The sequence below is a fragment of the Streptomyces sp. NPDC002676 genome (genome assembly GCF_053592455.1).
On record NZ_JBSFVT010000024.1, the window covers coordinates 47,979 to 60,247 of the forward strand.

The 12,269-nt window shown below is 69.4% G+C and carries 11 protein-coding genes and 3 pseudogenes; 8 read left to right on the plus strand and 6 right to left on the minus strand.

Annotated features, from left to right (window positions below; genetic code table 11):
- Positions 1–64 precede the first annotated feature (64 nt).
- Positions 65–589 carry a peptidylprolyl isomerase gene (locus ACWD3E_RS37550; RefSeq protein WP_451391986.1) on the plus strand — a complete coding sequence of 175 codons (525 nt, stop codon included), beginning with the start codon at positions 65–67 and terminating at the stop codon, positions 587–589.
- A gap of 1,503 nt (positions 590–2,092) precedes the next feature.
- Here the strand turns inward: ACWD3E_RS37550 and ACWD3E_RS37555 are convergent.
- The 3 genes and pseudogenes from ACWD3E_RS37555 to ACWD3E_RS37565 all read right to left on the minus strand — a co-directional run bounded on the left by ACWD3E_RS37555 (position 2,093) and on the right by ACWD3E_RS37565 (position 4,302).
- The gene (locus ACWD3E_RS37555; protein WP_451391987.1) at positions 2,093–2,818 is read right to left on the minus strand and encodes a hypothetical protein; all 726 of its coding nucleotides are present in this window, start codon (positions 2,816–2,818) and stop codon (positions 2,093–2,095) included.
- A 208-nt stretch (positions 2,819–3,026) separates the two neighbouring features.
- Positions 3,027–3,744: pseudogene (locus tag ACWD3E_RS37560) on the minus strand (IS701 family transposase); the annotation flags it as partial.
- 351 nt (positions 3,745–4,095) lie between these two features.
- A complete protein-coding gene (locus tag ACWD3E_RS37565; protein WP_451391988.1) occupies positions 4,096–4,302 on the minus strand; it encodes a hypothetical protein in 207 nt (68 codons plus the stop codon).
- Between the two features lie 680 nt (positions 4,303–4,982).
- Here ACWD3E_RS37565 and ACWD3E_RS37570 point away from each other — a divergent pair.
- The 5 genes from ACWD3E_RS37570 to ACWD3E_RS37590 all read left to right on the plus strand — a co-directional run bounded on the left by ACWD3E_RS37570 (position 4,983) and on the right by ACWD3E_RS37590 (position 8,832).
- Positions 4,983–5,249, plus strand: a complete 267-nt coding sequence (locus ACWD3E_RS37570) for a hypothetical protein (RefSeq protein WP_451391989.1) — start codon at positions 4,983–4,985, stop codon at positions 5,247–5,249.
- 226 nt (positions 5,250–5,475) lie between these two features.
- Positions 5,476–5,904, plus strand: a complete 429-nt coding sequence (locus tag ACWD3E_RS37575; protein ID WP_451391990.1) for a hypothetical protein — start codon at positions 5,476–5,478, stop codon at positions 5,902–5,904.
- A 24-nt stretch (positions 5,905–5,928) separates the two neighbouring features.
- Positions 5,929–7,350 (plus strand): tetratricopeptide repeat protein, encoded by a 1,422-nt coding sequence (locus ACWD3E_RS37580; protein WP_451391991.1) that lies wholly within the window; start codon positions 5,929–5,931, stop codon positions 7,348–7,350.
- A 27-nt stretch (positions 7,351–7,377) separates the two neighbouring features.
- A complete protein-coding gene (locus tag ACWD3E_RS37585) occupies positions 7,378–7,722 on the plus strand; it encodes an effector-associated constant component EACC1 (RefSeq protein WP_451391992.1) in 345 nt (114 codons plus the stop codon).
- Positions 7,723–8,832: a caspase, EACC1-associated type gene (locus tag ACWD3E_RS37590; protein ID WP_451391993.1), complete on the plus strand. Its 1,110-nt coding sequence runs from the start codon at positions 7,723–7,725 to the stop codon at positions 8,830–8,832.
- Positions 8,833–8,984: 152 nt separating this feature from the next.
- On the opposite strand, the gene ACWD3E_RS37595 is transcribed toward ACWD3E_RS37590, so the two are convergent.
- Positions 8,985–9,335: a hypothetical protein gene (locus ACWD3E_RS37595; RefSeq protein ID WP_451392040.1), complete on the minus strand. Its 351-nt coding sequence runs from the start codon at positions 9,333–9,335 to the stop codon at positions 8,985–8,987.
- 12 nt (positions 9,336–9,347) lie between these two features.
- On the opposite strand from ACWD3E_RS37595, the pseudogene ACWD3E_RS37600 reads away from it, so the two are divergent.
- A pseudogene (locus ACWD3E_RS37600) lies at positions 9,348–10,080 on the plus strand (IS5 family transposase); the annotation flags it as partial.
- Between the two features lie 102 nt (positions 10,081–10,182).
- On the opposite strand, the pseudogene ACWD3E_RS37605 reads toward ACWD3E_RS37600, so the two are convergent.
- Positions 10,183–10,368 (minus strand): annotated as a pseudogene (locus ACWD3E_RS37605) (hypothetical protein); the annotation flags it as partial.
- 99 nt (positions 10,369–10,467) lie between these two features.
- Positions 10,468–11,415 carry a LysR family transcriptional regulator gene (locus ACWD3E_RS37610; RefSeq protein WP_451391994.1) on the minus strand — a complete coding sequence of 316 codons (948 nt, stop codon included), beginning with the start codon at positions 11,413–11,415 and terminating at the stop codon, positions 10,468–10,470.
- Between the two features lie 71 nt (positions 11,416–11,486).
- Here ACWD3E_RS37610 and ACWD3E_RS37615 point away from each other — a divergent pair, with 71 nt between their 5' ends.
- The gene (locus ACWD3E_RS37615; RefSeq protein ID WP_451391995.1) at positions 11,487–12,221 is read left to right on the plus strand and encodes an SDR family oxidoreductase; all 735 of its coding nucleotides are present in this window, start codon (positions 11,487–11,489) and stop codon (positions 12,219–12,221) included.
- Positions 12,222–12,269: the final 48 nt, after the last annotated feature.

Below are 12,269 nucleotides of genomic sequence, written 5' to 3' on the forward strand. Positions count from 1 at the left end.
GGCGGCGCGGCCGGTTCCCCTGCCGCCCGACCCGCGGCACACCCCCAGTCACGGCACGCTCGATATGGCTGTCCGGACCAGCCAGGGCCCGCTCCCGCTGCGTTTGGACCGGGCGAAGGCACCGTGCACGGTCCAGAGCTTCGTGCACCTGGCGCGACACCGGTTCTACGACCACACGGTGTGCCATCGGCTGACGGCGTATCCGACGCTGAAGGTCCTGCAGTGTGGCGACCCGACCAGCACTGGCGAGGGTGGGCCGGGGTACGAGTACAAGGACGAGCTGCCGGTGGACCTGCCGCCGGCACCGACCGATCCGACCGGCGTCCGTCGCCTTTACGGGCGCGGTTTGCTGGCGATGGCCAACGCCGGGCCGAACACGAACGGTTCGCAGTTCTTCGTCGTCTACGGCGACTCCGCGCTGCGACCGAACTACACGGTGTTCGGCACGGTCGGTACCGCCGGGCTGGAGACGCTCGACAAGATCGCTGCTGGCGGTATCGAGCCAACTACGCAGGACCCGGCGCCTGTCGACGGCACGCCCGTGCTGCGGACCGAGCTGCTCAGCGTCCGGCCCGCCTGCCGGCCCTGATGAACTGTGGTGCGGTCACCGTGGGTCCAGCTACGTGCCTGGTCTCACGGTGATGTGAAGTAGCCGTTGCCGGCGTCCGCCCAGGTGACGTTCGTTCTGATGGGCTGTCAGGTAACGTGCGAGGCTCGTCAGGTGGCCTGGCGACTCAGAAGGCGAAGCAAGATCGCTTGGGATTTTGCGACACCAAACTGTCATTCCCCTCCCGCTTGCGCCTGCCCTGATGCTCCTGTTGGCTGTCACGCCGACAACCGTCGCAACTGCGTTGCGGCACGCACGGTCAATCGAGGGGAGCCCCCTGTGCTCCGTGTCGGCGGGGCGGAGAGAGCCGCGCACCAACGGCAAGCAGGTGGCTGGTCTCCGTCAGCCTGGCACCCACCGTTTCAGCTCCTGCCGGTGGGGACAGGGCGCGGTGCGGATCCTCTCTGAGTGTGGAGCTGGACCGGAACCCCCCAAGTACGGCTGCCAACCCCTGATCCATCAAGCCCCCTGCAAGAACGCTCGGCCGCCGCCCTTGGGCGCGATGGACGACAGCGTGTAGTCGCTCTGCCGCGCATCAGCGGCACGCTGGACACGTGGCGCCAGCGCGGCAAGAGCGCGGATGATGGCCCTCCTGCCACCGGTCATGTCGTCGTGCCGTCAGCTCGAGGCAGGTGCCCACGGGGGCTGACCTGCGAAAACGCAGCTTCCTGGCGCTGTCCCCCGGATCGCGGGGGAGGCCGCTGCCCGCCGGCCGACCGCAAGGCCCCCGGTCAGCGTGCCCCGCTGGAGCACCACCAGCCGGCCCGCCCTGGCCGGGCCGCGCCGCTGACTCGGACAGGACAGACACATATGGTCCTGCACGCACGCGAGTTCTTCGCCGAACTCGAGTTGCCCTTCGCCGACAGTGCCGTCGTCGGCGACACTTACTACGCCACCCCCATACCCGATGGCCGGCTGCGGCTGCGGATCAACTTCAGCCCCACCCAAATGGGCCAACGAGTACGCCGGCCTGCGGCTCGCCACCCTCCACCAGGACCGAGGCGAACTCGACGTCACCATCCTCCGGTTCGCCGAGCACAAGACGTTCGATCACCGCGACTCCACGCGCGGTCTTCAACCGCACAACTCGGGCTGCGGCACCGGCCCGACTGGGTGCCGTGGAAAGGCGCCCACACCAACGGCCTGCGTGACGCGATCGAGCAGTACAGCGCCGTGTGGTTCCCCGACGCCTCGCCAGTCCGTTGGACGACTGCGACTGGCACCACGACTACCCCGCCGACCGGCCGAGCGACCCGGCATTGCTGGAGGCCAAGGTCCGCGAGTATCTCGCCGACCACGACCTGCCCTGTGCTCGCTCCAGGCCGCCCGCGACGCCAGCGTCGCCGTCCGCGAGTCCAGCAACCGCGGCTGGGATGGCGTCGACCTCCACCGGCTCCGCGCGGTGCACCGCGGCGAGCACGCCTACAGCGACCGGTCGAGCAGATGCTCCGCTGACCAGCCCATCAAAGAGACACGCCCTAGCCCTCAACGTCCTTCTGAGTCCAGCACTCCTGCCGACGCGGGAGGCTGGACATTGAACGGCTCGTCAAACGCGCTGAAGGACGTGGTGGTGACGTTTCCGCCGCCTCTGTAGACGGTCCTCAGCAGGTACGGCTTACCCTCGGTGGCCACGTAGAAGGTGTACTTTCCTTCTTTGTCGGCCTTGTCAGTAACGTGCAGGGCGACCGTCTCCCGGCCGCCGATGCGGGTGGCCTCGCCCTTCTTCACGTTGCCGAACGAGGCGAAGGTCCAAGTGCACGTCGCCAGTCCGTCGCCCGGCTGTGCCTCGTCGGACGGTTCCTTCACCCACTGCTTCCGTCGGAGGCCGTCGATCTTCCTGCCGCTCCAGTTCTCGAGGTATGTCTCGTCCGGACGGACGTAGTCTGTCTCACCGATCCGGATCTGTTCGAGGCTGCCGTTCTCGGCCCAGGTGGTCTTCGCCTTGCACCGGTTCTTAAGATCCGTGCTGAGTCGGGTCGTCACCGTGCCGTGGGCCGTTGTGTTGGTTGTCTCCACGGTCACGGAACGCAGGGCGCGCATTGTGCCGTTGGCCTCGTCAAGCAAGTCGGCCGCGGACTTCGTAGCACCACCGCCACCGGTCGCGCAGCCGGTGAGCACAGCCCCGCTCAGTAGACACGCCAGTGCCATAGTCATCGGAATCGCTCGCACGGGCCCCCACTCCGTCTCCATACACCGAATGACCATGCTCATGATCGACAGCGGGAGCCTACCAGCCCTGGCCGGGGCGGCAGGAGGATCCTCGCCGCCGCCAGGACCAGGGCCGGTGCCATCCCAACGGTCCGGTGGTCCAAACGAAAGCCCCGAGTAGGACTCCGTTAGGTCCTTCTCGATCTTGGTGTCTTGAGGGTTCTGCTGGGCAGGGGCTGGTGGCAAGTGGTGCGGATGCCGGTCCAGCACCTCAGGGTGTTCTGCAAGGCGTCGAGGACTTGGTAGAAGGTGAGGCTGGCCCGGGAGCTTTTGGGGCCAGGCGTTCTTCGGTGAGGAAGGCATGTGCGGCGGTCACGAGGGTGATGTGGTGGTGCCAGCCGGGCCAGGAGCGGCCTTCGAAGTGGTCCAGGCCCAGGCTGTGTTTGAGTTCGCGGTAGTCGTGCTCGATGCGCCAGCGGACCTTGGCCAGCCGCACCAGGTCGATGATGGGGATGTCGGCCGGTAGGTTGGACAGCCAGTAATCGGTGGGAGCGTCGGCTTTTTCGGGCCATTCGACCAGCAGCCAGCAATCGGGCAGCACCCCGTCCCACCAGCCCTGCTCGGCCGAGGCGGCGGTTTTGATCGGACGCTCGGCGGCCTTGCCCGCCGGGCGGACATGTACGGCGGCGAAGCGGGAACGTAACTGTCCTCGCGAGCCCTGCCGCCAGGTCACCGGGGTGAATGCATCGTGTCCGCGGCCGGCGGTCAGGGCCGCCACCGAGGGTGCCGGGTCTCGGTAGCGGGGCTGGGGCCGGCAGCCGGTGGGCCCGTTGCGGTCCGGGGGCCCCGGGCTGTGCGTCGGACGGGTGGGCGGTCACGTCCGCTCGGACGGCCAGCATGTAGTCGATTCCGCGGTTCGCCAGGGCGGCCCGCAGGTGGGCGTTGGTGCCGTAGGCGGCGTCGGCCACGATGGCCGGCGGCCTCATGCCGCGGCATCGCCGCCTCATCGGGGGCGCAGTCAGCGGGCGGTGCGGCTGGGCGCGGTGACGGCGTCCCAGGAGCTGCGCGCCTGCGACTGCCACCAGTCGGCGGCCGGTGCGGCGGCGGAAGCTGCGGCCGGACGCGGCCCCGGCCCGGCGCGATGCGCGGGCTCGGGTGCGGCGCTCGCACGTGCTGCCGGGGCGGGGCCGCGTCCGGCGAGGACGGCGGGCAGGGTGTCGTCGATGTAGGCGACGTGGTGGGCGAGGTCTACGCCGACCCTGGGCCGCGTCGAGGCAGATCATGTTGTCGCGCAGTGCCAGGTTCCCGGAGGCGATCACGTGGACGGCGTCGGTGAGGCATTAGGCGACGTGCCGGGCGAGAGGCCCGGTGACGGTGCAGATGACCGGGACCGGCTGGCCGTCGTGCCACTGTCCTCGGGTGCGGTCGTACTCGCGCGGGACCTGCACCACGGTGAACCGGGCGGCGGGGGTGCCGCGTTCGGTGTGGCGCAGCTGCACGGTTCCCAAGACGCGGCCGCGGACGACAGCGGTGGTCTCTCCGCTCATGGAAGTACTCCTCGATGCGACGAACGGTCTGGCGGTCCCCGCCCGAACGAGTTCCGTACTACCTAGACCTTGGCGAGTGTCATCCCCCCTTTTTTTCCTTCGGGGTGGAGACACCCGCCCCGCTGAGGCCGGCTCCTGCCTACGGCTCGCGGAGCTCGCGCCCTGAGTCAACTCCTATGACAGGCCTGGCTGTTCGGCAGGGCCTTGGCCCCTCGCAACAGCTCGCCGCAGCCGGGTTGCCCCACTGGCAGGCCGGGCAGCGCCACAGCAGGCCGGCGGACCGGGCCGCTGCGAGGATCGCCTCCTTCTGTGCGGCGTCGGCCGCGCTCAGCAACGCGTCCAGCAGGGGCGGCCTGGGCGCGCTCTCCCGGATCTTCTGCGGCATGCCGACCGCCACCATCCCCCTGCCGATCCAGGTCACCGACCTCCGCCAGGTCCTCCAGGACCAGGCGCTCCGAGGGCGGCCCTGTCAGCGCTGGTCATCTTTCACGCGCTCATCTCCGGGGAACTGCGCACCGTCCTGACCACGGACCTGCGCGACGGAAGGCTGTTCCTGCCCACCCACACGGTCCTGCTCGCCGACGCCGTACGCGACCGACTCGCGACCTACCTGGACTACCGCCACAGCCGGTGGCCCCGCACCGCCAACCCCCACCTGTTTCTCTCCCAGACCACGGCATGTGGCGGTGGAACCCGTCAGCCACGTCTGGATCAACGACGTACTCGGCATGCCCGCCCGCCGCCTCCGCCAGGACCGTCTCCTTCACGAGGCCCAGGCCACCGGAGGCGATCCCCGCCGAATCTGCGATCTGTTCGGCCTGACCGTCGACCAGGCCGGTCTCGTCGAATACGACCTCCGCAACGCTGGCCCACGGCCGAAGGCCCGCGCCGATGGCGTCGTACCTGGACCCGCTCGTGTGCCGCGCGGAACGGCGCCGAACGGGTGAGGGCCGGGGCCGCTCACGCCACCGGCCGCAGCCCCAACGCCCGGGCCGCGCCCGTCTCCCGCAATGCAAATGAGTTGAACTTGTGAATGTTGCGAGCCCGCCGGTCCCCGGGACCTGTGCGGGCTCGTGGCCGAGAGCCGTCGGGGTCCTTCGCCACCCTTGCGGCCGTACACGTGACGTGCTGTCATCAAGAGCACCGCAGTCGCCTGGGCCTCAGGGGGAAGCCATGGCCGGACGCCGCCGCCTCAGAGAAGAAATACGTCAGGCCGAACGGATGGCCCGCGCCATCCCGAACGCGCGGCAGAGGGCAGCCGCCCTGACCGACCTCGCCGTTCAGGTGGCCATCGGACCGGGCGACATCGCCGAGGCCGAACGCATCGCGAACTCCGTCACCTACGAGGATCACGTCGTACAGAACGGCAGGGACTTCTCGGTGCGCGTACTGGCCGAGCAGTTGGTCGCCGTCAATGCCCGTGAAGCCGAGCGCATCGCGCTGACCATCAGGACAGATCACGAACGAGACGGGGCGTTCGCCAACATGGCGAGGACGCTGGCGACGACGGACAAGCGCACCGCCAAGCGACTGATCGAGCACATTGGCATGGCCCCGGTGAAGGAGAGCATGCTGCACGATCTCGCCAAGGGCCGCCTTTGAGGCTTCGCAACGAACGGGGAACGGATGGAAGACCAGGCGGAACAGCAGTACCGCGAAGCCGCCGAGGGCGGCGACCCGGACGCGATGATCCAGCTGGGGTGGCTGCTCCAGCAGCGGGAGGACCGCTCTGAAGCCGAGCGGTGGTATCGGCGGGCCGCCGAGGCCGGGCATGCCGAGGGTATGTTCCGCTTTGGAGGGATGCTGCAGGAGCGCGGGGAGTCCGCCGAGGCCGAGCGCTGGAGTCGTCAGGCCGCCGACGCGGGGAACGTGCACGCGATCGGTTCGGTGGGGCACGTCCTCGAGGAGCGCGGTGACCTTGAGGGCGCGTGCGAGTGGTACCGCAAGGGGGCGGATCGTGGTGACGCCTTCTCGATGCGGCGCTTTGGGCTCCTCCTGGAGCAGAGCGGCCGGCTGGACGAAGCGCAGGAGTGGCTGCGCAGAGCCGTGGACTGCACTGGAACGGGTCAGGTTCTGACGCAGGGCTGGGCGATGAAGGATCTCGCGCGCCTCGCGGTGCAGCGCGACGACTCGGCCGAGGCGGAGCGGCTGCTGCGTGAGGCCGCCGCGATGCTGACGAGAGCGGACGACGTACCCGAGAAGGAGGGGTACACGCTCATGGCCGAACTGCTGACTCTGCTCGGGTCCTTGGTGGAGGAGCGTGGCGAGTCCGCCGAGGCCGAGGAGTTCTATCGAGTGGCCGCCGATTTCGGGCACACCCCCGCGATGCTCGAACTCGGACGGCGGATGGAGGAACGGGGACGGCCCGCCGAGGCCGAGGAATGGCACCGGCGAGGAGCCGAGGCCGGGGATCTCCGCTCGACGCTGATGCTGGCGGTCCTGCTGGATGAGCAGCGGCGGGCGGGCGAGGCGGAGCAGTGGTTCCGGCTGGCGGCCGAGGCCGGAGTGCCGCCGGCGATGGACTTCCTGGGCTCCCTGCTCGAAGGACGCGGAGAGTTCACCGAGGCGGAGCAGTGGTACCGGGAGGCCGCCGAGGCCAGGGTCGACCGTTCGATGTTCCGGCTCGCCTATCTCCTCGAGAAGCGCGGCGCCCTCACTGATGCGCTGCACTGGTACGGGAAGGCCGCCGCCACCGGAAACGACTTGGCCATGTTCAGTGCGGGGTTGCTTTCGGAGCGGCAGGGCGACTTGGCCGAAGCCGACCGGTGGTACGAGCAGGCCGCCCGGGCAGGGAACGAATACGGCATGTACAAGGTGGCCCACCTGAGGATGGACCGCGGCCGGGAAGAAGATGCCGAGATGTGGCTCCGCAGGGGATCCGCCGCCGGCAACGGCAACTGCATGGCAGTGCTCGGGATCATCCTGGTCATGCGGGGCGATGTGGCCGCCGGGGAGCAGTGGTGCCGGCGGGCGGTCGACGCCGGGGTGCCCAACGCCGTGACCGACATGAAGGCGATATTGGAAGCACAGCGTGGGCCTGGGCTCTGAACGACCGTGTCCTGAACGGGGAGAACGATGCAGGCGTACATCCGGCTGACCGGCGAAAGGGCTCAGGCGGAGCTGACCGCGCTGGCCGACTGGCTGTCGCGCGAGGACGAGCTCCGCGGTCGGTCTGCCATCGAGCGACCTGAGGCGCGCCCCGGCCGCATGGGCGGGATCTCCGAAGTCGTGATCGTGGCCCTCGGCGCCCAGGGAGCCGGCACCGTACTGGCGGCCTCGCTGTCCGTGTGGATCAGGCATCGCCGTCCGTCGGCGGACATCGAGGTGACCGGCCCCGACGGGCAGAGCGTCAAGATCTCCTTGCGCAACGTCCCGGAGGCGGACCTGGAAGCCGTGCTGCGACGCGTCCTGGAGCGATGAATGCGCCTGCCCGACCCGCTGCGGTCCCGGGCGGTGCTGCTGGGCTTCGACACGTTCACCGACACCGGCCTGCCCGATCTGCCCGCCGTGACGCACAACATCGACGACCTGGCCGAGGTGCTCACCAGCCCGTGGGGGACAGCCCTCCCGGACAAGCACTGCACAAGGAGGCGCGAGGCGGCGCCGACCGCCAGCCTCGCCGACTTGACATCCATCGGAGCCCGCTTAGTCGCCGCCGCCGAGGAGGCCGAGGACCTCTTGCTCGTCTACTACGCCGGTCACGGCCTCGTCGGCCCGGACGGCGAGCTGTATCTGTCCCTGCCCGGAACCTCCAGCGAACCGGATCTGGTGATGTGGACGGGGATACCGTTCACTCTGGTGCGCCGTACGCTGGCGAACGCCCGGGCGGACAGCCGAGTTCTCATTCTGGACTGCTGCTTCTCCGGACTGGCCATCGGCGCGATGGCGACCACCACCTCGGTGGTGGCCGGCCAACTGGAGGTGGCCGGCACCTGCACTCTGGCGTCCTCACCGGCGAATCGCCCTTCGAGTGCGCCTGTTGGCGCGCGCCACACTGCCTACACCGGCGAACTGCTCGATCTCCTGCGGCACGGGACTGCCGACGCCGCGGAGCTCCTCACCCTGCAGACCATCCACGAACACCTCGCCAGGGTTCTGCCCAGCAAGGGGCATCCGCGCCCCGAACTGCGCAACACCCACACGGTCGGCCGTCTCGCACTGGCCAGGAACCGGGCGCACTCCGGCATCTCCGATCCGGCCGCGATGGTCAGGGAGGCCACGCGGCTGGAGCGGCTCGGCGACAGCGCGGGCGCGGTGCGCTGGTACCGGGAGGCGGCGGGCGCCGGGCGATCCGACGCCATGAGGGAGCTGGGCCGGTTGCTGGAGCGGGACGGAAATCGCGTACAGGCAGGAATGTGGCGTCGCAGAGCCGCCGAATCCGGGGATCCCACCACCATGCACGAGCTGGGGATCAGCTCATGGCACACCGGGGACCTCGCTCAGGCCGAGAGCTGGCTCAAGAAGGCCGCGGCTGCCGGGCTGCCGGATGCGGCAGAGGACCTGGAGAGGCTGCTGCGGCGGCGGAAGTGAGAGTCAGCCGGTGGCGGGCGTTACAGCAGGGCCTTGAGCTGTTTCGCGGTCAAGGGTATCGAGTCGTGATCGATCTGCGGCGATACAGCGTTCTCGGCGGCCGTACCGTGGGTTTGCCGGGCCCGGACGAACCCGGGCCTGGCGGAGTACGGTTAGGGCTGCGCCACCTGTCGGTTCGTCGTCGAGCCCCCTTCGGAAAGTTCGAACCCACGGCCTTTGAGTATCGGGCAGTGGGCGGTGGCACAGGGCTGGCACTCCGGGTGGAGCGCGGGTTCGGGGGAGTAGCGCTGCTGCTGGTCGGCAGGGCGGACGATGACGAAGAACCGCTCTTCAAGGGGCTGAGAGCAGATCTGGCACAGGCGCTGGAGGAAGGCGCACCGGGCACGGTCGGCGTCGAGGCTGCCGAATGCGGCGTGCCCGCTGTGGATCAGGGAGACCCACGGCACGACCAGTCCGCCGGCCCGCGGCCGGGTGAGGCAGCGCATGGGGATCGCGGGGCTCATCGAACCGACTGCTTGTCATGTGCATGTAGGGCTGCGAGCAAGGACCGAAGACCGTATCCGAGCGACCTCTTGGACGAGCAGCGGGCGTTGATCGAGCTGGTGATCACGGCCTGGAAGCAGGACCGGGTAGGCCGTTCGGCGACCGGGGACCCAGGCGTCTGCGATCTGCGGGAGGTCGTGAACGCGATCTTCTATCAGAACCGGACAGGCTGTCAGCGGCGCTACCTGCCCTATGACCTGCCGGCCTGGTCGGCGGTGTTCTACTACTTCACGCTCTGGCGCCAGGACGGTCTTGACCAGCGGATCCAGGAACTCCTGCGCTGCCAGGTGCGGGAGAAGGCCCGCCGATTGGAGGACCCATCCTTCGTGATCACCGACACCCAGTCCGTGCGTGCGGCTGCGGGGTTCCGAAGACCGCGACGGGACTGGATGCGAACAAGAGGACGCCGGGGCGCAAGCGGGGACTGGCGTCGACGTGCTGGGACTGATCATCGGCGTCGTCGTCCTGGCCGCCTCCGCCCATGACAACGCCGCCGGCACCGCCCTGCTCGACCTGGCGGCCGAACGGTGCGGGAACCGTCTGGAGAAGGCCCTGGTGGACCAGGGCTTCAAGGACGAAGTCATCATCCACGGTGCCCTGCTGGACATCACCGTCGAGGTTGTCCGCCGCAACCCGGCCGACCAGGGCAAGGGCTTCGTCCCGCAGCCGAATCGGTGGGTGGTCGAGCAGGTCAACGGCACCCTGAGGGGCGCGGATGATCTCGGGGGTGGCGACGGTGGGTCGGCCGCCGACACGGCCGCGGGCGCGTGCGGCGTCCAGGCCTTCGCGGGTGCCGGAGACGATGAGCTCGCGGATGAACTCGGCGAGGGCGGCGAAGACGTGGAAGACGAGACGGCCGCCGGGGGGGTGTCCAGGCGTTCGTGCAGAGAGCAGAAGCCGATCTCGCGGCGGCGGAGTTCGCCGACCATGTTGACCAGGTCCTTGAGGGACCGGCCGTAGCGGTCGAGCGCGGGGACGAGGCGGCATGCGCATGGCGGTGACGGGTGAGGGGGTGCTGGCCTTTCTTCGCGCTGGTGGTTGTCTGAAATTGGTCCTGCGGTGATCGTCATGGCGAGGGGTGAGTGCCCCCGGTCAGTAGGCCAGTGCGGTCATGTGGTCGGGGTGGTGGGCGGCGACGTCGTGGGCGGCTTGGACGAAGGCGGCGACGGCTGCGGATCGCGAGGTCTCCGGCCAGGCGACCATGACCGCGCTGGGGCTGAGGCCGGTGACCGGCCGGTATGCGATGTCCGGGCGCTGGTGCCGCTCGGTGGTGGAGAGTGACAGGAACGCCACCGCCTGGCCCAGCGCGACCACCTCCAGGAGTTGCTCGACGCTGGCCACGAGCGGCCCCTCAGGAGCGTCGGCCGGCGCCAAGCCTGTGTGGCCATCGCCTGCTTCCGCTCCGTCGCATCCTGTGTAGTAGGCGGTGGTGGAGGGGGCGGCCCCTTTCCAGCGTGGGATCGGTTCGCCCTTGAGGTCGGTCAGCCGCAGTCGCCGGCGTCCGGCCAGGCGGTGCGCGGCGGGGAGAACGGCCAGTCGCGGCTCGACCACGAGCGTCTGGGAATCCAGCCCTTGAGCGTCGAACGGGCTGCGCAGCAGCGCTACGTCGGCACGGCCGTCCCGCAGCATGGCGATCGGCTCTCCGCTGCCGCCGACGACGACTTCAGGCGGCGGCAGATGCGAACCCGTTCCCCGGTAGGCGGCGAGGATCTCCCGCAGCAGCCCGGCATCGCCTCCCGGTTTGACCGCCACGACGAGCTGGGGTGTCGGCTGACCGGCCCGGCGTGCTCGCCGGGCCGCCGCGTGCACCGCGTCGACCGCGATCCGGGCCTGGTCGAGCAGCACCTGACCGGCGTTGGTCAGCCTCACCTGCCGGGTGGTGCGCTCCAGCAGACGTACCCCGAGCCGGGACTCCATCTGAGCGATCGCCTTCGACAGCGGGGGCTGCGCCATCCCCAGGCGTTGCGCGGCCCGGCTGAAGTTCAGTTCCTCGGCGACCGCGATGAAGTACCTCAGCTCCCGCACCTCTAGCTCACTCATATCTGTGGACTATAGGTCCAGAGGCTTCTGGTCTTTCCCTGACGCCCGTGGGCGAGGGGAGGCTGGGTGCCATGACGACTTCGCAGAAGACTGCTCTGATCACCGGCGCGAACAAGGGCATCGGCAAGGAAACGGCGCGCAGGCTCGCAGCCCTCGGCATCACCGTGCTGATCGGCGCCCGCAACGCCGAGCGTGGCGAGGCGGCGGCCGAGGAGCTTCGCGCCGACGGCGCCGACGTACGGTTCGTACCGCTGGACGTCACCGACGAGACCTCGGTGCAGGCCGCCGCCCAGCACATCGACGCCACGTTCGGCCGCCTCGACATCCTCGTCAACAACGCCGCGATCGCCGCCGGACCGCAAAAGCCGAGTGAAACCGCCGCCGCCACCGTCCGGCAGGTCTACGAGACCAACGTGTTCGGCGTCATCGCGGTGACCCACGCCATGCTCCCCCTGCTACGCCGCTCCGCCGCCGCACGCATCGTCAACATGTCCAGCGAACTCGGCTCCCTCACCCACCTGGCCGACCCGGGCAGCCCGTGGTCCGCCTACTCCTCGATCCTCCTCCCTTACTGCACCTCGAAGAGCGCGCTGAACGCGATCACCGTGCTCTACGCCAATGAACTGCGCGCCGAAGGGATCCTGGTCAACGCGGTGAGTCCCGGCTACTGCGCGACCGACCTCAACCGCCACACCGGGATACGCACGGCGGAGGAGGGCGCGGCCGTCGCGGTTGACCTGGCGACTGTGGGCGAGGACGGCCCGACGGGCGCCCTTCTGGCCGAGGACGGGCCGATTCCCTGGTGAGACCATGCCGCGCCGTCTCCGCCCGAAGCCTGACGGGGGTGTTTTCAA